The organism is Lysinibacillus sp. NPDC093688, from assembly GCF_050280145.1.
Taxonomy (GTDB): domain Bacteria; phylum Bacillota; class Bacilli; order Bacillales_A; family Planococcaceae; genus Lysinibacillus; species Lysinibacillus xylanilyticus_B.
The window spans coordinates 276024-294608 of the sequence record NZ_JBNNUX010000002.1; the positions used below are offsets into that span (position 1 = coordinate 276024).

Here is an 18585-nt window from a genome sequence, read left to right on the forward strand (position 1 = left end):
AAAATGGTAGTAGGAGATTTTCCAATCGAAACAGATACTCTTGTCATTGGTTCAGGTCCTGGAGGATATGTAGCAGCAATTCGTGCAGCTCAAACTGGCCAAAAAGTAACAATCGTTGAAAAAAATGTACTTGGTGGTGTGTGCTTAAACGTAGGTTGTATCCCATCAAAAGCATTAATTTCAGTAGGTCACCGTTTTGAGCATGCTAAACATTCAGATGACATGGGTATCATCGCTTCTGATGTGAAATTAGACTTCTCAAAAGCACAAGCATTTAAAGACAGCGTTGTTAAAAAATTAACTGGCGGTGTTGAAGGCTTACTTAAAGGTAATAAAGTTGAAATTGTACAAGGTGAAGCTTATTTCGTTGACGCTCATTCAGTGCGTATCATCAATGGTGAATCTGCTCAAACTTACACATTTAACAATGTAATTATCGCAACGGGTTCTCGCCCAGTTGAAATTCCAACATTTAAATTCTCTGATCGCGTACTAAATTCTACTGGCGCACTTTCTTTACAAGAAGTACCAGGTAAATTAGTCGTTATCGGTGGAGGTTATATTGGTACAGAGTTAGGCTCAGCTTATGCTAACCTTGGCTCACAAGTAACAATTATCGAAGGCGGAAAAGATATCTTAGCTGGCTTCGAAAAACAAATGACACAAATCGTGAAAAAAGGCCTTAAGAAGAAAGGCGTTGAAATGGAAGTAAACGCATCTGCAAAAGGCGTTGAAGAAACAGAAAACGGCGTAGTAGTAACGTATGAAGTTGGCGGAGAAGAGAAAAAAGTTGAAGCTGACTATGTATTAGTAACTGTAGGTCGTCGTCCAAATACAGATGAAATGGGCCTTGCTGAAATCGGTGTTGAATTCGGTGAACGTGGTCTTATCAATGTTGACAAACAATGCCGTACAAATATTCCAAACATCTATGCAATTGGTGATATTGTAGCTGGTCCTCAGCTTGCTCATAAAGCATCTTACGAAGGTAAAGTTGCTGCTGAAGCAATCGCTGGTGAAAAATCAATCGTTGATTATTTAGCAATTCCTGCTGTATGCTTCACAGATCCAGAAATGGCAACAGTTGGTTATAATGAAGATGAAGCGAAAGCTGAAGGCATTGAATACACTGCAGCGAAATTCCCATTCGCAGCAAATGGTCGTGCACTTGCATTAAACCAAACAGAAGGTTTCGTGAAGCTTGTTGCTCGTAAAGAAGATGGCTTATTAATCGGTGCTCAAATCGTAGGTGCTGGTGCATCAGATATGATCGCTGAAATGGGCTTAGCAATTGAAGGCGGTATGACTGCTGAAGATATCGCGTTAACAATCCATGCTCACCCAACATTAGGTGAAATTACAATGGAAGCTGCTGAAGTATTACTTGGCAACCCAATCCATATTGTAGCAAAAAAATAATAATGTTCATGAAGACGGCTATAAAGCATTTGCTTTGTAGCCGTTTTTTGTATATTACTTGTAATTTTGATAAAGTAATTATATCGAATGAATATTCGAAAAATAGTATTCAATTGGGAATATATTAAATACCGGATAGACTTAGTGTCCAATGGATCTAGTAATTGACCGCTAGATGTCCGGGAATGGTAACGATGTCTATGAAACAAGGGAAGTTGAACAAAAAACTGGGGTGAAAAAAATGGAACTAGGCTTAAAGGGGAAAGTAGCAGTTATTACAGGTTCAAGTAAGGGAATTGGTTATTATACAGCGATGCAACTTGTGAAAGAGGGAGCGAAGGTTGTACTTTGTGCTCGTGGTGAAAAACAGCTTCAAGTGGCTGCTGGCTGTATTAAAAACGAAACAGGTGAAGACGTTTTAATTGTACCGACGGATATTACAAAGGAAAAGGATTGTAAGTACTTAATTGAACGAGCAGTAGAGCATTTTGGTCGCCTTGATATTCTTATTAATAATGCTGGTACAGCTTCAGCAAATCCATTTGAATCGGTTAGTAGTGAGCTATGGCAGGCTGATTTAGATTTAAAAGTGTTTGGTGCTGTCAATTGCTCAAAATATGCTGTACCTCATTTACGTAAGGTTGGTGGCGGTGCAATAATTAATGTGACTGCGGTAATGGCTAAAACACCACCAGCAAGCTCACTTCCTACTACTGTAAGTCGTGCGGCAGGTCTGGCATTAACGAAAGCTATGAGCAAAGACTTAGGTAAAGATAATATTCGTGTGAACTCTGTTTGTATTGGGCTTATTCGTAGTGACCAAATAGAGAAGAATTGGAAAGAGGCAGAACCAGAGCTATCGTGGGACCAGTATTCTCGCAAGGTAGGTCAAGCAATTCCACTTGGTCGCGTAGGGGATACTCAAGAAGCGGCAAATGTCATTACTTTTTTAGTATCTGATGCAGCTAGTTATGTGTCAGGAACTTCTGTAAACATTGATGGCGGTTCAGGACATGCATTATAGAATAATATTTTTTGAGAAAAGGAATATTTAAGGCCCATCATCAAAAGTTGTGGATGACATTTGTTAAAACGTTTACTTTGTAAATTAGTTGATTGGAGTGGAGGCTGGGCGACTCCTTGGGGATTAGCGATAGGGGAACGAAGGCTAAAACCATCACATCCTGTGATAACGCCTTCGTGACCAACATCGTGTTGGCCCGAGACCCTGGAGCGAGCCACGCGAGTGAAGCGGCTCATCGGACGCCCACAGGAAAGCGCCCAGCCGGAGCGGAAATCAACCACACGTTGTGGTGATGACCTAATTTACTGATGTCTAACGAATGAATGTAGAACAGTTTTAGACAACCTCTTTATCTTATATATAGAAAAAGGATAGCTCAAAGTATTTTGGAGTTATCCTTTTTTTCTATTGTTTTTCTAAAATTATAATAGACAGAAAATTCCTGCAGTTGTAGAATAAACGTAATGGGGGGTGAAATGTGGCGAAATGTTGAACGAGAATTTTGCTGCGATGTTAAAGAAAGTTGTTCGAATTATTGTTCAGATTGGGATACTCAATATTTTTTATTACATGGGCGTCGGTATTGTTGCATTACTACATGTACCTCTTCCGGGAAGTGTAATTGGATTACTATTATTAGCACTTTCACTCCATTTTAAAATAATTAAAGTAGAATACATTCAAGATGGAGCAGGCTTTTTAATTGGCGTATTAACCTTGTTTTTCATTCCTGCAACAGTAGGAGTGATTGACTACCCTGAACTTGTTTCAACAACGGGTCTATTGATTATGCTAGCCGTTATAGCAAGTACGCTAATCTCTATTTATGTTACGGGATTACTTAGTCAAATTGTCGAGAAAAAAGAGCTGACTAAAAAAGAAACAGAAACCATTGTAGAGGAAGGAAAGGGGGAATTAACGGTTGATTGAAATTATTGTTGTCGTTGGCACCGTTGTGTTATTCGTATTATTTACAAAACTTTATCAACGTTTCCCTCATCCTTTAATGATTCCGCTAGTGACGACAACTATCGTCAGTGCAGTTATGTTATTAGTATTTAATATCCCATATTCTACTTATATGGAGGGAGGGAAATGGCTTCAAAAAATGCTAGGTCCAGCAGTTGTAGCACTTGCTTATCCTCTCTATAATCAGCGTAAGATTATTATGAAATATAAATATGCAATTTTGTCAGGTATTTTTATTGCTATGATTACAGGTTTAGTGACAATATTTGTTATGCTGAAATGGATTGGTGTTAATAAAAGCTGGTTGCTGACGGCCTTGCCTAAATCGTTAACGACACCTGTAGGTATGCAGGTGAGTGAGACAATTGGTGGCATTCCACCTTTAACAGCTGTTCTTGTCATGCTGGCAGGGTTTGTAGGCGCTATTATAGGGCCATTAGTCATTAAATACGGTAAAATTGACTCCGCCGTTAGTAGAGGTGTTGCGATAGGTAGCGCTTCACACGGTGTTGGACTTGTTAAATTAAGAGAATACGGAGAACAAGAATTATCAGTAGGCTCGTTATCTATGGCCTTAACTGCAATTATTGGCGCATTTTTATGTCCATTATTTGTTTATTTATTCTTGTGAAAAAGCTATATACAGAATCTGTATATAGCTTTTTTTAACTTTTTTCGATAATAAACTGAATGGTATGAGCAAGGCCTGTGTGGAGCTTACCTTCATTTCGCACTTGTTCACCTGTGAAAAAATGAATGATTTTATAAGGCTGACACCATTTTAGAATATCTAATGGATCATATAAAAAATCAAGCTGTCTTGGGCCACCTGAGGCGTAGGGTAGTTGATAAATTGAATAAAGTTCCATGATAACACGACCACCAGACTTTACGGAATCGACAATCTTCTTAAACACTTCTTGTTGCTGCTCAGCCGGAAAATGTCCAAACACCATAATAGCAGCATCAAACGTTTCGATTGGTAGTTCATCCTGAAGTAAGTCAGTAAGCTTTGTATGAACTGCAACATTATGTTTTTCCGCAAGCTGATTTGTTTTTTCAAGACCGCTTTCAGCATAATCAAAGGCAGTTACTATATGGCCCTGTATAGCTAAAAATACTGCATTTCGACCTTCACCTTCTGCGTATGCAGCCACGTTTGTATAATCTTTTAAGTAGTGAACATAGTCTTCTATAAAAGCATTTGGTTGCTCACCATATACATATTCGATTGTGTTGAATCGCTGATCCCATGTATTCATCTCATCACTCCTTTTAAGTTCTTTCAGCGGATTTCCAAACATCCGCTGAATATAGGAACTCAGTCTAAGAACGCCACGTCCTGTGGCGATGACTGAATGACCAACATCACGTTGGCCCAAAGCCTCCGGCGGATGTCACTGAATCGGAAAGGTGTTCAATATAGGATGTTAGCCTAAGATCATCGCATCCATGCGATAACGGCTAACTGACCTGCATCGGTAAAAACGCCACGTCCTGTGGCATTACCGAAATGACCGACATCGTGTCGGCCCTCGTGCAGGCCTAAGCACAAAGCCGATTCTGGACGCAATTATGCCGAGGCATAATTGATTATATTGTAAGTGAAGTAAGCGCTAGAATCGAATATTTTGCTTCGTTCATGAACGCAACTATGCGTTGCGAATTAGCAAATAACAACTTCTAGAATAAAGTGTAGGTATCCATTATTATTTGATCAAAATACTAGAAGTTGGAGGTGAAGTTCAATGAATCTAGAAAACCGTTTAAAGGAATTAAGAGAACAACATAATTATACACAGGATGATGTCGCACGCTTTTTAAATATTTCTAGACAATCCGTTTCAAAATGGGAGTTAGGAAAGGGCTATCCTGATATTGATAATTTAAGAATGTTAAGTGATTTATATAAAGTTTCATTAGATCAGCTTATTACAGGTGAAGAAAAATACCATAAACTAGAAGCCCCAGCCCCAGCCCCAGCCCCAATCCCAGTTTCAGCCCCTGATTCAAATAAATCCGATCACAAAACTGTTGGTGATTTTTTGTGGAGGTATTGGTGGCTCGTTTTCCCTATGCTTGGTATGATCTCTTCTTGGTTCTATTACCATTATTAACTTCTTTCGGTGGGTGTCTAAACACCCGCTGAATATAGGAACTCACTCTAAGAACGCCACGTCCTGTGGCATTACCGAAATGACCGACATCGTGTCGGCCCTTGTGCAGGCCTAAGCACAAAGCCGATTCCGGACGCAATTATGCCGAGGCATAATTGATTCGAGAAAAAAAGCTACCTCTTTCTGAGGTAGCTTTCTCCATTAAATAATAGGTTTACGTTCTTTTATGACGCGGATCGTTTTTAATGTTGTATCTTCTGGTCCTTGTACAGGTAAACCAGCTTCAATATTCATTTGAATATAACGAATATTCTCTTGTGTAATTATTTCCCCGGGAATAAAAATCGGAATACCTGGGGGATATACCATAACGAATTCTGCACAAATACAATTATCCGCTTCTGCAAGAGGGACAATTTCAGTATCTGCATAAAATGCATCACGTGGTGACATGGCAAGTGCAGGAATATCCGGTACATTGACCATTGTTTCAGTAATAGCAGCTTCTGAATCAAATGCTTTTGACATACGACTAAGGGCATTGATGAGGAGATTAATTTCCTTTTTCGTATCACCTAATGTCACTAAACATAAAATATTGTATAGGTCCGATAATTCTACTTCAATATTTGCATTGTGACGAAGCCATTCTTCAGCTTGATGACCAGAGATGCCTAAATCTTTAACACTTATTAGTAGCTTTAAAGGATCCATATCATAAGTTGCTGATGAATTTAATTTTTCTTTACCAGCACATTTTAAATGTGGAATTTGGTTAATGCGTTTACGTGCATCCTTTGCTAGGCGAAGTGCATCACCAATTAAATCATAACCATGGATTGCTAGCTGACGTCGTGCTGTGTCAAGGGAAGCAAGTAATGGATAAGATGTCGATGTCGTTGTTAGCATCGACAGGATAGCTTGTACACGTTTTGCAGAAACAAGTCCTTCACGAACATTTAAAATAGACGTTTGGGTCATAGAACCACCAAGCTTATGTACGCTTGTTGCAGCCATATCTGCCCCAGCCTCCATTGCGGAGTATGGGAGATCATCATGAAATTTAATGTGTACACCATGTGCTTCATCGACAACTACCGGAATATCGCGACTATGGACTATTTCTACAATACGCTTTAAGTCTGCTGAGAAGCCGAAGTACGTTGGATTAATAACAAGTACCGCTTTTGTATCTGGATAAGCATTCAAAGCTTTTTCAACAGCTTCAGGCGATATTCCATGAGAAATACCGTATTCACTATCTACTTCAGGATGAATAAAAATCGGGATTGCTCCAGCGAAAACAATCGCCGACATAATGGATTTATGAACATTCCGTGGTACTAGAATTTTATCACCTGGACCGACGACGGTCAGAATCATCGCCATGATGGCGCCACTAGTACCTTGAATGGAAAAGAATGTATGATCAGCACCAAAGGCATGAGCAGCAAGAGCTTGTGCTTCTTTAATAGCGCCCTTTGGTGAATGTAAATCGTCTAGTGGAGCAATATTAATTAAATCAATTGATAAAACGTTGTCGCCGACGAATTCTCGGAACGCAGGATCCATACCTTGACCTTTCTTATGGCCTGGAATATGGAACTGAATAGGGTGTCTGTTCCGATGTTTTAGTAATACGTCGAACAATGGAGTCTCTAGTTGTGACAACGCAGGTACCACCTCACTTTTTAATATCTAACAAAACAAATGAATTATAGCACCTAATTGCACGAAAAAACAGACTTTGCAGAAAAAAATAAAAATAAAAGGATTTTTTTATAATTTCGAGAAATTAGTATCGTAGGAAAGGGGAGGTATTATGAATTGGAATACACGTGTGACGGAGCTTTTAAATATTAAATATCCAATTATTCAAGGGGGATTAGCCTATTTAGCCTATGCTGATTTAGCAGCTGCTGTGTCGAATGCTGGAGGGCTAGGGCAAATAACAGCAATGAGTTTACGGGATCCTGACTTATTGCGCGCAGAAATTCATAAAGTACGAACATTAACGGATAAACCGTTTGGTGTAAATTTTGCAATTGGTATGTATGGCACTGGTTATGAGGATATGGTGCGCGTTGCGGTGGAAGAAAAAGTACCCGTTGTTACAATGACTGGCGGGAATCCTGCACCTATTTTTGATATTTTGGAAGGAACGGATATTAAAAAACTAGTTCTTGTTGCTGCACGTAGACAAGCTCAAAAGGCTGAAGAACTAGGTGCAAATGCTGTTATGGTTGTTGGGCAAGAGGGCGGAGGTCATCTTGGACGCGATGATATAGGGACTATGGTGCTCGTGCCACAGGTTGTAGATAGTGTGAAAATACCTGTCATTGCCTCTGGTGGTATTGGTGATGGCCGTGGCTGGATGGCAGCTCATGCACTAGGAGCAGAGGGAATTGAAATGGGGACGCGTTTTATAGCGACAAAGGAATGTGTTGATGCCTCTGAGGCTTATAAAGAAGCATTAGTTGCAAGCACCGAGGCAGATACGACTGTTATAAAACGCTCTATAGGTGCACCAGCAAGAGCGTTACGCAGTGAATTTACGGAAAAGATTTTAGAAATTGAACGCACTACACCTACGTATGAGGCATTAAAAGATTATATTAGCGGGAAAGCAAATAAACGTTTTATTTATGAGGGCGAAAAAGAAGAAGGCATTGGCTGGGCTGGACAAGTTACAGGAATGATTCATGATATTCCAACAGTCGAGGACCTTATTACTCGAATGCTTGCAGAAGCAGAAAGTATCCGGGTAAAATGGGGTCAGTAACATAAAGGTGGTTATGTCCAATGGAATACTCTTATCCGTTTTCAACGGATTGGTCAACTGAGGAAATTGTTGATGTTGTCCAATTTTTTGAAGGAATTGAACAAGCTTATGAAAAAGGCATTAAGCGTGAAGTGATGATGGCGAAATATCGTCGTTTTAAAGAAATTGTTCCTTCACAGGCCGAGGAAAAAACAATTTTCCGTGAATTTGAAGAAGCAAGTGGCTATGTCAGTTATCCTGTTGTGAAACAAACAAAAGATGCAACTGATGGCACAATTATTAAAGTTGCCCCGAAGCAACGTAGATAAAAAGAGACTGGGAAAAAACTGGTCAAAACTTAAAAAGCGCTAGAAATCAATTGTAGAAACGTTGATTTCTTGCGCTTTTCTATGTGAAATTACTTAAATTTTTTTGTAAAAGTATGCTGCCGGGTGTCAATTCAGATGACCCTCCGGCAAAACGAGGGGTTGATTTCCGCTCCGACTGGGCGCTTTGTCGCTGCCGCTTCGCTATCGCGCAGATAAAACATTTGTTGTTGCTGTCGCTACGCTTTCGCACAGATAAAACAATTGCTGTCGCTACGCTTTCGCACAGAGCAAAGCTTCCTGGGGGCGTCGGGCCAACAAATGTTTTCTGTGCGAAAGCGTAGTGCAACGCAGCGGCAGCAACAGGGTGTTGGTCACGAAGGCGTTATCACAGGACGTGATGCTCTTAGCCTTTGTTCCTCTATCGCTAATCCCCAAGGAGTCGCCCAGTCTCCGCTCCAATCAACCGCTTCACAAGCATGCTTCTTGACTATTTTTTTTCTGATCGCTTTACCCTATCGCAGTGTTAAAAATAAGCGTGTTTCATATACTACTTAAACAATATAAAACTTTTTCAATTTTTTTGAAAATCAGAGAAAAAATAATAATTCCTTCAAACTCTCATCCAGAATATTCCCCTAACAAATTTTCATTTGCTAGGGATAATAACGTAAATTTTCCACAATATATAAATATAAGGTTTTGTTATTGAAAATTATTTTTAGTTATTATGCCACCAAGCATGAAGCACAATCCGTCAAACTTTATTTTCCAACAATGATGTTATAAATAGGGAGTAAACGGCTAAAGGTTTCTTCCGTTAATTGGTGAAGTTCACTAGCTGACAGCTTGATCGCTTGATCTTTTGGAATATGTCGACCTACTAAAAACTCACCTTTTTTAACATCACGTAAACGAACAAGTAATTCATCTAGCTTGTCTTCCTTTGCATCTTGCATGGTGATTGCTGCTGGAGACATGTGATCTCCAGAGACAATGAAATCATCAGGAAGTTGCTGTAGCATTGCTCTGTTGGCGATTAAACGTTCCGCCATCACATTTTTTTGTGGAGCTTCATAAATAATAGCTAAGACGATGAATAAATGTGTGCTCCAAAGACCAATCTGAAAGTGAGGTAATGATTTATAACCTCTTTTATACGGAGCGAAGGCAACCCAGCTGTCATTCGGGGGATTTACTGTTCTACGTGCATGCTTCGCAACATGAGGATAAAATTCTTCTCCAAGATGACTTGAAAAGAAGGAAGAAAAATCCTCTCCTAGAATTTGGAATTTCGGTCGTACACATTCATTTAAGGCACCCATTCTTTGTTCTAATCCGTCTATTTGAAAAACATTGAAGTCTTTATTCGTCCATTTTATTTTCGTCATTTTTTATTAACTCCTTTCGATTTATAAGGTTTATTTTATTACGAAAATGGGAAAAAATCTTATAACAAGAACTTTACCGAAGATGATAAGTTATTGTGAAAAAATAAAATAAAGGAAGTGATTTTTATGAAACCTATCGTAAAAATTATACGTAAAGTCGACATTGAAAAGCAATATGAACACATTTTACAATTAGAATTAGATTATGAATTAGCCTCGCTCTTTTCGGCAATGAATGAAAAAAATGAGTTTGAAATTGAAAAAAGTAAAAAACGTCTGGCTGAAATTCAGCTTGAACTTGATAGCTTGCACGCCTATGCGTAGTCAAAATTTTATACCGATTTGAAAAATCACTTGCTGAATATTCCGACAGCAGGTGATTTTTATTGCTATAAAGGGTAAAATAGACAGTATATCATAATGGGAAGTTATATTTTCAAGGAAGTATTAGGTGCTACGTATTAACAAAACGTCATGAGAAATCAAGCCTTAAGTAGTGAGAAAGTTAAAAAGCTTTGCTAAATGTATGAGGCCTTTTCTTATAATCGAAGGGTGGGTTTTTATGGATTTACAACAAATTGATCAGTTTGCGAAAAGTATTATATTTGAAGCGGGAAGACGTATTCGGGAGGCCTTTTCGTACAATTTAGTTATTGAGACAAAATCAAATGCCAATGACCTTGTCACAAATATTGACCGTGAAACAGAATTATTTTTTATCGAAAAAATACGAAGTTTCGATCCAACCCACAAAATTTTAGGGGAAGAGGGAATGGGAGAGAAAGTAGAGTCGTTAGAAGGTGTTGTATGGATTATTGATCCAATCGATGGCACGATGAATTTTGTGAAGCAACATCGTCATTTTATGATTTCTATCGGTATTTTTGTTAATGGGGTAGGCAAGCTAGGTTACATATTTGATGTCATGCGTGAAGATTTATTTTATGCTATTGCGGGTAAAGGGGCATGGTACAATGACTCACCATTACGTAAATTGCAGTCAGTCAAAATGGAGGAATCGGTCATTGGTATAAACGCTCATTGGGTAGCACCCAATCGACATATTCACCATGAAAAAGTTATTGAAATGATTCGGAAAGTACGCGGTACGCGGTCATATGGTTCAGCCGCAATGGAAATAGCGTTTGTTGTCAGTGGTAAACTAGATGCTTATGTATCGATGCGACTATCACCATGGGATATTGCTGGGGGTACTATTATCGCTAAGGAAGTAGGTGCCATCACCACTAATCTACATGGAGAGGGCTTTGATTTCTTGCATCAGGATACGTTTATCATTGCCAATCCATCTATACACAAAGAGCTATTAGAAAATTATATTGTACCTTATGAATAAAAAAGGAGCCGTCTATTTTTTAGACAGGCTCCTTCTTACTTAAGCAATCAACTCTTATTAAAGTAAGCCTTGCTCACGTAGTTTGCGTTTCATTTTAAAGGCTGTCATGAAAATGACACAAGTAGCCACAATGCCTGCTATTATACCTAATACACTGCTAATTGCCACTGAATACCCGATAGAACACATTGCTAAAACAGCTGCTAATGCGTAGATGGCCATTACGAATTTTGCACGATTCATAGCCGAGCCTCCTATATTAAAAATTTGTAAATCAAATATATTTTTTAGAATGAGGAAAATTCTAATAAGGACATTTCTATCCTTCTTGTGCTATAATATCACAGTTAAACATTCGAAAAAAGAATATGGAGTGGAATAATGACAAACTTACGTCAAGATCTTCGCAATATCGCAATTATCGCACACGTTGACCATGGTAAAACTACTTTAGTCGACCAATTACTAAAACAATCAGGTACATTCCGTTCAAACGAACGTGTTGAAGAACGTGCAATGGACTCTAATGATATTGAACGCGAACGTGGTATTACGATTTTAGCTAAAAATACAGCAGTAAACTATGAAGGAACTCGTATCAACATCCTTGATACGCCTGGACACGCTGACTTCGGTGGTGAGGTAGAACGTATTTTAAAAATGGTAGATGGCGTTGTACTAGTTGTCGATGCGTATGAGGGTTGTATGCCACAAACACGTTTTGTGTTGAAAAAAGCATTAGAACAACGTTTAACACCAATCGTTGTTGTTAATAAAGTAGACAAAGATTCAGCTCGTCCACTAGAAGTAGTAGATGAAGTACTTGAATTATTCATTGAACTAGGTGCAGATGAAGATCAATTAGACTTCCCTGTTGTCTATGCTTCAGGTGTAAATGGTACAGCTTCTTTAGACGCTGATCCATCTAAGCAAGAAGCAGATATGAAATGTCTATTTGAGAAAATTATTGAAGCTATTCCAGCACCAATTGATAACTCAGAAGATCCATTACAATTCCAAGTAGCTTTACTTGACTATAATGACTTCGTTGGACGTATCGGTATTGGTCGCGTATTCCGCGGAACAATTTCTGTAGGTCAACAAGTATCTCTTATGAAGTTAGACGGAACAGTGAAAAACTTCCGTGTAACGAAAATCTTTGGTTTCTTCGGCTTAAAACGTGAAGAAGTTGAGACAGCAAAAGCTGGTGACTTAATCGCCGTTTCAGGTATGGAAGACATCAACGTTGGTGAAACAGTTTGCCCTGTTGAGCACCCAGAAGCGCTAACGCCATTACGTATTGATGAGCCAACTTTACAAATGACTTTCTTAGTAAACAATTCTCCATTCGCAGGTCGTGAAGGGAAATGGGTTACTTCTCGTAAAGTAGAAGAGCGTTTACGTGCTCAATTACAAACAGACGTATCTTTACGTGTTGAAGATACTGATTCTCCAGATGCTTGGACAGTTTCAGGTCGTGGGGAGCTTCACTTATCTATCCTTATCGAAAACATGCGTCGTGAAGGCTTCGAATTACAAGTGTCAAAACCACAAGTAATCGTGCGTGAAATCGACGGCGTGAAATGTGAACCTTTCGAACGCGTTCAAATCGATGTGCCTGAAGAAAATGTTGGTTCAATTATTGAATCAATTGGTACACGTAAAGGTGAAATGCTTGATATGGTGAACAACGGCAGTGGTCAAGTTCGTTTAACGTTCTTAGTACCAGCTCGTGGATTAATCGGTTATACAACTGAATTCATGTCGATGACAAAAGGTTTCGGTATTATCAACCATACGTTCGATTGCTATCAACCATTAATAACAGGAAAAATTGGTGGCCGTCACCAAGGTGTACTAGTTTCAATGGAAACTGGTAAATCAACAACTTATGGTATGATGCAAATTGAAGACCGTGGTACACTGTTCTTGGAGCCAGGTACAGATATTTACGAAGGTATGATCGTTGGAGAAAATACTCGTGACGCTGATATCACTGTAAACATCACAAAAATGAAACAAAAAACAAACATCCGTTCAGCAAACAAAGACCAAACGAATGTTATTAAAAAGCCACGTATTCTATCACTAGAAGAAGCGCTTGAATACTTAGGTGATGACGAGTACTTAGAAATCACACCAGAATCTATTCGCCTTCGTAAACAAATTCTAGATAAAAACGAACGTGAGAAAGCAGCGAAAAAAATACGTAACGCAGAACAATAATTTTCCGCTGACATGAAAGGAAGAGGAGTCTTGGATATAAAGTCCGCTTTATTGGGTGAACTAAATGTTATTCAAGTTGCTGCATCAACAAATACAGAGGAAACAACAAAGGTTTATGAGAGAATGGCTGGTATAACAAGATTTTTATATGAAAATTTACCGAGCTATGACATTGCAGGCTTCGTTGTATTTCTTCTTGTATTTGTACTTTCTGCAATTGTCTATAAATTAGGCTTTGCAAAGAAGTTAAAGCTATCTCAAAATATTGTCATTTATGCGTTCCTATTCCTGGGATGTATTATGTTGACATTTTTCGCGTTATTCCTACCTATGATTGAGGGTCTCATCGTAGCGGCGTTAATTTTGATTGTATATAAAACACGTATGTGGCGTGAAAAAAGAGAAGAGCAACAAGCTGCCAATCAATGAGAGTAGCTTGGCTCCTATACCGTGAAACTTGTATCGAGTTTTTAAGTAATAAAACAGCCTTAGCATTAATTTGCTAAGGCTGTTTTATTTGGTATAGTAAAAAATTTTATCGTTTTAAGCCATCTACATATAAACGATTGGCTACGGAACCCATTTTCAGTCGATTGTGTCTCTAAAACCTAAATTGATTGGCACCGAAATCTTCTAGTGTGAATAAGTTAATGTCGATAGGCTTATTTTCATCGATCAAGGAGGAAATGGAATGCGTTGGCTTAAAAAAGGTTTACTATTTAGTGTTGTCGCTTTGTTACTTCTTTCGTTGACAGCGTGTAATAAAACGGAGCTTGAAAAAGTTAAAGTTGGAGAAGTGACGCGCTCAATTTTCTATGCGCCGCAGTATGTAGCACTTGAAAAAGGATTCTTCAAGGATGAAGGGCTTTCCGTTGAGCTACAAACAATTGCGGGTGGCGATAAGACAATGACAGCATTACTATCAGATGGAATTGATATCGCCTTAGTTGGATCGGAAACTTCAATATATGTAACGCTCCAAGGCTCCAATGACCCGATTCAAAACTTTGCGCAGTTAACACAAACAGATGGTACATTTTTAGTTGCACGTGAAAAGATGGATAATTTTTCATGGGATCAATTGAAGGGCTCTACATTTTTAGGGCAGCGTAAAGGTGGAATGCCACAAATGGCTGGTGAGTTCGTACTGAAAAAGCATGGCATTAACACTGCCAATGATTTGAAACTCATTCAAAACATTGATTTTGCTAATATTTCTACAGCCTTTGCTTCTGGAACAGGGGACTATGTACAACTATTTGAGCCGACAGCAAGCATGTTTGAGAAAGAAGGTAAGGGCTATATTGTAGCTTCGTTTGGTACTGAATCTGGGCAATTGCCGTATACATCGTTTATGGCGAAAAGCAGCTATTTAAAGGACAAAGCGAAGACAGTTCAAGGTTTCACAAATGCATTGAAGCGAGCACAGGATTTTGTACAAAAATCGAGTGCAGCAGAAATAGCGAAAATTATTCAGCCATACTTTGAAAATGTAGATATTGGATTAATCGAAACAGTGGTAGAGCGTTATAAATCACAAGGTTCCTATGCTACAGATCCTATTTTGGATAAGGGGGAATGGGATAACTTGCAAACGATTATGGGAGAAGCTGGTGAACTTCCTCAACGGGTGGATTATGAAAAGCTTGTGAATACAACCTTTGCTAAAAAGGCAGCTGAGTAAGATGGAATTTTTAAAAGTAGAAAATATTCACCATAGTTATTTTTCGAAAACGCAGGCAAAGGAAGTTTTACGTGATATTAATTTAGATATTCGTAAAGGTGAGTTTGTTTCTTTTATAGGACCGAGTGGATGTGGGAAAACAACGTTATTATCAATAATTGCGGGTTTATTTTCGTCTACAGAAGGCAAAGTATATATCGATGGTGAGGAAACTGCAACACACAATCAGTCGCTCATTGGTTACATGCTTCAGCAAGATTATTTATTTCCTTGGAAAACCATCGAAGAAAATGTCACGATTGGTTTGAAAATCATGGAGCGAAGCAGTAAAACTCATAAAGTAACTGCAAATGCACTTTTGCAAGAAATTGGTTTACCGCATGTAGGGAACAACTATCCGAGAGAGTTATCGGGTGGCATGCGTCAACGAGTAGCACTTGCAAGAACTTTAGCGGTGGACCCTAAAATTTTATTGCTAGATGAACCATTTTCGGCACTTGATTATCAGTCTAAATTAAAACTGGAGGATTTAGTTGTTGAAACGTTAAAGGCCTATCAAAAAACTGCAATTCTTGTGACACATGATATTGGTGAAGCCATTGCGATGAGTGAACGAGTATTTCTATTTTCTGCAAATCCAGGTACATTGCATAAAGTATTTGAAATACCTTCAGAGTTACAAGAGCTTTCATCTTTTGATGTTCGACAACATCCGGCTTATTCTGACATATTCCAAATTATTTGGAAGGAGCTGGAGAGTCTTGGATAATACAATGTTTAAACAGTATCAGCAAATGCTAAAAAAAGAAAAGCGCTATGTTCGATTATATCAGCTTATCATCTTACTTGTATTTTTCGGTGGGTGGGAGCTTCTTTCAAGATTTGGATGGATTGACCGTTTAATTTTTAGTTCACCGACGCGTGTCTGGCACACATTAGTAGAAAAAGTGAGCGATGGTACGTTAACACTTCACGTTGGCGTTACTTTAATGGAAACAATTATTGGCTTTATTGCTGGCACACTAATAGGTACATTAATAGCAATCGTATTGTGGTGGTCACCGATGGTATCGAAGGTACTTGATCCATATTTAGTCATTTTAAACGCCATGCCGAAAGTTGCTTTAGGACCAATATTAATAGTCGCCCTTGGTCCGGGTTATTTTTCGATTGTCGCGATGGGTGCGTTGATTTCAATCATTATTACAACGATCGTAGTTTATACGGCTTTTAAAGGGGTTGATCCAAATTACAGCAAAGTATTACAAACTTTTGGGGCAACCAGGTGGCAAACTTTTAGAGAAGTTATTTTACCTGCTTCCTTCCCAACGATTATTTCTACTTTGAAAGTAAATGTAGGACTTTCTTGGGTAGGTGTCATAGTTGGTGAATTTTTAGTTGCCTCAAAAGGGCTTGGTTATTTAATTATTTATGGCTTCCAGGTGTTTAATTTTAATCTTGTGCTTATGTCACTTCTCATCATCGCCTTTTTTGCGACGATTATGTATCAGGTTGTCGAGTTGATTGAGAAGGCGATTGTAAAAAATAATGGTTAAAAGGTTAAAGAGGCTAGGACATAGGTATATTTTTAAAACAAAATTTAAAAATTTCACATCAGAAAAGCGCGAAAAATCAACGTTTCTAAAATTGATTTCTCGCGCTTTTACTCTTTGGAAGGTGGATGTCGATAAAAATTAAAAGTTGGGTGATAAAACGTGAAAGTTTATCGATAAAATTTAAAAGTTGGGCGATAATTCCCGAAAGTGTTCCGATAAAACTAAAAAGTTGGATATCATTTTTGTTAAAACGTATGTTATGTGAAGTGGTTGATTGAAGTGAAGGCTAGGCGACTCCTTGGGGATCAGCGATAGGGGAACGAAGGCTAAAAGCATCACGTCCTGTGATAACGCCTTCGTGACCAACCTCGTGTTGGCCCGACGCCCTCCAGGAAAGCGCCCAGCCGGAACGGAAATCAACCCCTCGTTTTGCCGAAGAGCATACATTCTTTATTTAATAGGACACCTTAATTTCATTGACACAATAGTTTTAAACAACATAAAAGAGGTGTCTCAAATAATGAGTCACCTCTTTTTGTTGCAGTTAAAATTCTTTATCCATCTGTGGTGAAGTACGATAAAAACGGAAATTTCCTGTTTCAATGCGTGCGACGGTATTATCTTCAATACGGTCATGACATGTTTCACACATATACGTATGAATTGGTCGATTGCGTAATTTTTTTGCTAACGGTAAATTATCATCTAAATTGTTAATAGTATCGCAAATAACGCACTTTACGCGCATTGCATTCCCTCCTACTCAGCACGAATAGCTAATACATTTTTGATAGGGTTGTCTACATTTGAACCGTCTCTAAATAGCACATGAACAGGACCATCTTCCATTAATGGCTTCCCATCTTGGCTATATTTTAAAATTAATGTATAAGCTTCTTCGATTGTAAATGGATATTCTTTGCTATCCTCACATTCAATGACGATTGTTGTTGCTTCAGGTTTGATATCAGCATTTTTCAAGAAGTGACTTAATTCGATTCCGAAAGTACCTGTTTCCATCCCTTTGCGGTCAAATTTTCGTTCTGATTTCAATGTTGGTGGGAAAGTAGCTCCTTCCATAATCTCACGTGACCAGTGAGCACCTACCTCACGCATATATTTAATATCTGAATCTTCCTCAACCTCTTTTGTATCGAAGTACGTTTTTAAATCTAATTTACGATCATCGAAAATCCAAACAGTGGGATCTAATGTTAATTGGAATGTAACTGCGCCCTTGATAGGAATTATTGTTTCCATAATAGAAATCCTCCTTAAATCTTGTATATCCATGAAATAGTATAACGCTAATGACTAGAGATAATAAAGAAATATAATTCGATTTCTCTATTTTCCAATGTAGACACTTGCATTTTTAACGACTAAAAGATAAACTTTATTAAGATAGAATCGAAGAAATATCAGATAATGGGGGCGTCCTCATGGATACTAAATCACAAACTTCTTTTCAAGAGAAGGCTTTGGAGCTTTTAGTTGCTGATGCAGATAAAATTGCTCGCCTCATTCGAGTACAAATGGATCATTTAACAATGCCACAATGCCCTCTATATGAAGAAGTATTAGATACACAAATGTTCGGCCTTTCACGTGAAATTGAATTTGCTGTGAAGCTTGGACTCATTGAACGCGAAAAAGGCAAAGAAATTCTCGATTCACTCGAGAAAGAACTTTCTGTACTACATGACGCGTATACAGACAAATAAAAAGAAAAAACTCAAACGCAATTTGCGATTT

21 protein-coding genes are annotated in these 18585 nt (G+C 38.4%); 15 read left to right on the plus strand and 6 right to left on the minus strand.

The features are described 5' to 3' along the window. Positions 1–3: 3 nt before the first annotated feature. From lpdA to ACQKN2_RS03515, 4 genes are all read left to right on the plus strand, one after another. Positions 4–1419: a dihydrolipoyl dehydrogenase gene (gene lpdA / locus ACQKN2_RS03500; RefSeq protein ID WP_053483451.1), complete on the plus strand. Its 1416-nt coding sequence runs from the start codon at positions 4–6 to the stop codon at positions 1417–1419. A 241-nt stretch (positions 1420–1660) separates the two neighbouring features. Next, positions 1661–2443: an SDR family NAD(P)-dependent oxidoreductase gene (locus tag ACQKN2_RS03505; RefSeq protein WP_427413715.1), complete on the plus strand. Its 783-nt coding sequence runs from the start codon at positions 1661–1663 to the stop codon at positions 2441–2443. Positions 2444–2929: 486 nt separating this feature from the next. Beyond that, entirely contained in the window at positions 2930–3373 is a 444-nt protein-coding gene (locus ACQKN2_RS03510; protein ID WP_427413716.1) for a CidA/LrgA family protein, read from the plus strand. Next, positions 3366–4043, plus strand: a complete 678-nt coding sequence (locus ACQKN2_RS03515; RefSeq protein ID WP_427413717.1) for an LrgB family protein — start codon at positions 3366–3368, stop codon at positions 4041–4043. The genes ACQKN2_RS03510 and ACQKN2_RS03515 overlap by 8 nt, the downstream gene beginning before the upstream one ends. A gap of 34 nt (positions 4044–4077) precedes the next feature. Here ACQKN2_RS03515 and ACQKN2_RS03520 read toward each other — a convergent pair whose 3' ends face one another. Next, on the minus strand, positions 4078–4674 hold the full coding sequence (locus ACQKN2_RS03520) for a class I SAM-dependent methyltransferase (RefSeq protein ID WP_427413748.1): 597 nt from the start codon (positions 4672–4674) through the stop codon (positions 4078–4080). Between the two features lie 486 nt (positions 4675–5160). Here ACQKN2_RS03520 and ACQKN2_RS03525 point away from each other — a divergent pair, with 486 nt between their 5' ends. Continuing rightward, entirely contained in the window at positions 5161–5529 is a 369-nt protein-coding gene (locus ACQKN2_RS03525) for a helix-turn-helix transcriptional regulator (RefSeq protein ID WP_427413718.1), read from the plus strand. A gap of 201 nt (positions 5530–5730) precedes the next feature. On the opposite strand, the gene ACQKN2_RS03530 is transcribed toward ACQKN2_RS03525, so the two are convergent. Next, complete coding sequence (locus ACQKN2_RS03530) at positions 5731–7200, minus strand: aminotransferase class I/II-fold pyridoxal phosphate-dependent enzyme (protein WP_427413719.1); 1470 nt, start codon at positions 7198–7200, stop codon at positions 5731–5733. A gap of 151 nt (positions 7201–7351) precedes the next feature. Here ACQKN2_RS03530 and ACQKN2_RS03535 point away from each other — a divergent pair, with 151 nt between their 5' ends. Further along, entirely contained in the window at positions 7352–8311 is a 960-nt protein-coding gene (locus tag ACQKN2_RS03535) for an NAD(P)H-dependent flavin oxidoreductase (RefSeq protein ID WP_427413720.1), read from the plus strand. A gap of 20 nt (positions 8312–8331) precedes the next feature. After that, on the plus strand, positions 8332–8619 hold the full coding sequence (locus ACQKN2_RS03540) for a UPF0223 family protein (protein ID WP_079559718.1): 288 nt from the start codon (positions 8332–8334) through the stop codon (positions 8617–8619). A 761-nt stretch (positions 8620–9380) separates the two neighbouring features. Here the strand turns inward: ACQKN2_RS03540 and ACQKN2_RS03545 are convergent. Then, the gene (locus tag ACQKN2_RS03545) at positions 9381–10007 is read right to left on the minus strand and encodes a YktB family protein (protein WP_427413721.1); all 627 of its coding nucleotides are present in this window, start codon (positions 10005–10007) and stop codon (positions 9381–9383) included. Between the two features lie 126 nt (positions 10008–10133). On the opposite strand from ACQKN2_RS03545, the gene ACQKN2_RS03550 reads away from it, so the two are divergent. After that, on the plus strand, positions 10134–10331 hold the full coding sequence (locus tag ACQKN2_RS03550) for a hypothetical protein (RefSeq protein ID WP_370045985.1): 198 nt from the start codon (positions 10134–10136) through the stop codon (positions 10329–10331). A 238-nt stretch (positions 10332–10569) separates the two neighbouring features. After that, on the plus strand, positions 10570–11364 hold the full coding sequence (locus ACQKN2_RS03555) for an inositol monophosphatase family protein (protein ID WP_427413722.1): 795 nt from the start codon (positions 10570–10572) through the stop codon (positions 11362–11364). A gap of 57 nt (positions 11365–11421) precedes the next feature. On the opposite strand, the gene ACQKN2_RS03560 is transcribed toward ACQKN2_RS03555, so the two are convergent. Next, positions 11422–11607: a DUF5325 family protein gene (locus ACQKN2_RS03560; RefSeq protein WP_079559722.1), complete on the minus strand. Its 186-nt coding sequence runs from the start codon at positions 11605–11607 to the stop codon at positions 11422–11424. Positions 11608–11745: 138 nt separating this feature from the next. On the opposite strand from ACQKN2_RS03560, the gene typA reads away from it, so the two are divergent. From typA to ACQKN2_RS03585, 5 genes are all read left to right on the plus strand, one after another. Next, the gene (typA, locus tag ACQKN2_RS03565) at positions 11746–13590 is read left to right on the plus strand and encodes a translational GTPase TypA (RefSeq protein ID WP_427413723.1); all 1845 of its coding nucleotides are present in this window, start codon (positions 11746–11748) and stop codon (positions 13588–13590) included. A 30-nt stretch (positions 13591–13620) separates the two neighbouring features. Then, a complete protein-coding gene (locus ACQKN2_RS03570; RefSeq protein WP_427413724.1) occupies positions 13621–14019 on the plus strand; it encodes a YlaH-like family protein in 399 nt (132 codons plus the stop codon). A gap of 262 nt (positions 14020–14281) precedes the next feature. Further along, positions 14282–15274, plus strand: a complete 993-nt coding sequence (locus ACQKN2_RS03575; protein WP_323645330.1) for an ABC transporter substrate-binding protein — start codon at positions 14282–14284, stop codon at positions 15272–15274. 1 nt (position 15275) lies between these two features. Further along, positions 15276–16043, plus strand: a complete 768-nt coding sequence (locus ACQKN2_RS03580) for an ABC transporter ATP-binding protein (RefSeq protein ID WP_427413725.1) — start codon at positions 15276–15278, stop codon at positions 16041–16043. Next, positions 16036–16830 carry an ABC transporter permease gene (locus tag ACQKN2_RS03585; RefSeq protein WP_427413726.1) on the plus strand — a complete coding sequence of 265 codons (795 nt, stop codon included), beginning with the start codon at positions 16036–16038 and terminating at the stop codon, positions 16828–16830. Before ACQKN2_RS03580 ends, ACQKN2_RS03585 begins: the two co-directional genes overlap by 8 nt. Before the next feature lie 544 nt (positions 16831–17374). Here the strand turns inward: ACQKN2_RS03585 and ACQKN2_RS03590 are convergent. Next, complete coding sequence (locus ACQKN2_RS03590; RefSeq protein WP_079559728.1) at positions 17375–17578, minus strand: YlaI family protein; 204 nt, start codon at positions 17576–17578, stop codon at positions 17375–17377. An 11-nt stretch (positions 17579–17589) separates the two neighbouring features. Then, the gene (locus tag ACQKN2_RS03595; RefSeq protein WP_427413727.1) at positions 17590–18090 is read right to left on the minus strand and encodes a peptidyl-prolyl cis-trans isomerase; all 501 of its coding nucleotides are present in this window, start codon (positions 18088–18090) and stop codon (positions 17590–17592) included. A gap of 182 nt (positions 18091–18272) precedes the next feature. On the opposite strand from ACQKN2_RS03595, the gene ACQKN2_RS03600 reads away from it, so the two are divergent. Then, positions 18273–18554, plus strand: a complete 282-nt coding sequence (locus ACQKN2_RS03600; protein WP_079559730.1) for a YlaN family protein — start codon at positions 18273–18275, stop codon at positions 18552–18554. The last annotated feature ends 31 nt before the right edge of the window (positions 18555–18585 follow it).

Excerpts from the sequence above, each read along its gene's own strand:
- lpdA (WP_053483451.1), top strand. The coding sequence starts at position 4 with ATGGTAGTAGGAGATTTTCCAATCGAAACAGATACTCTTGTCATTGGT.
- ACQKN2_RS03505 (WP_427413715.1), top strand. The coding sequence starts at position 1,661 with ATGGAACTAGGCTTAAAGGGGAAAGTAGCAGTTATTACAGGTTCAAGT.
- ACQKN2_RS03510 (WP_427413716.1), top strand. The coding sequence starts at position 2,930 with ATGTTGAACGAGAATTTTGCTGCGATGTTAAAGAAAGTTGTTCGAATT.
- ACQKN2_RS03520 (WP_427413748.1), bottom strand. The coding sequence starts at position 4,674 with ATGAATACATGGGATCAGCGATTCAACACAATCGAATATGTATATGGT.
- ACQKN2_RS03525 (WP_427413718.1), top strand. The coding sequence starts at position 5,161 with ATGAATCTAGAAAACCGTTTAAAGGAATTAAGAGAACAACATAATTAT.
- ACQKN2_RS03535 (WP_427413720.1), top strand. The coding sequence starts at position 7,352 with ATGAATTGGAATACACGTGTGACGGAGCTTTTAAATATTAAATATCCA.
- ACQKN2_RS03540 (WP_079559718.1), top strand. The coding sequence starts at position 8,332 with ATGGAATACTCTTATCCGTTTTCAACGGATTGGTCAACTGAGGAAATT.
- ACQKN2_RS03545 (WP_427413721.1), bottom strand. The coding sequence starts at position 10,007 with ATGACGAAAATAAAATGGACGAATAAAGACTTCAATGTTTTTCAAATA.
- ACQKN2_RS03550 (WP_370045985.1), top strand. The coding sequence starts at position 10,134 with ATGAAACCTATCGTAAAAATTATACGTAAAGTCGACATTGAAAAGCAA.
- ACQKN2_RS03555 (WP_427413722.1), top strand. The coding sequence starts at position 10,570 with ATGGATTTACAACAAATTGATCAGTTTGCGAAAAGTATTATATTTGAA.
- ACQKN2_RS03560 (WP_079559722.1), bottom strand. The coding sequence starts at position 11,607 with ATGAATCGTGCAAAATTCGTAATGGCCATCTACGCATTAGCAGCTGTT.
- typA (WP_427413723.1), top strand. The coding sequence starts at position 11,746 with ATGACAAACTTACGTCAAGATCTTCGCAATATCGCAATTATCGCACAC.
- ACQKN2_RS03575 (WP_323645330.1), top strand. The coding sequence starts at position 14,282 with ATGCGTTGGCTTAAAAAAGGTTTACTATTTAGTGTTGTCGCTTTGTTA.
- ACQKN2_RS03580 (WP_427413725.1), top strand. The coding sequence starts at position 15,276 with ATGGAATTTTTAAAAGTAGAAAATATTCACCATAGTTATTTTTCGAAA.
- ACQKN2_RS03590 (WP_079559728.1), bottom strand. The coding sequence starts at position 17,578 with ATGCGCGTAAAGTGCGTTATTTGCGATACTATTAACAATTTAGATGAT.
- ACQKN2_RS03595 (WP_427413727.1), bottom strand. The coding sequence starts at position 18,090 with ATGGAAACAATAATTCCTATCAAGGGCGCAGTTACATTCCAATTAACA.
- ACQKN2_RS03600 (WP_079559730.1), top strand. The coding sequence starts at position 18,273 with ATGGATACTAAATCACAAACTTCTTTTCAAGAGAAGGCTTTGGAGCTT.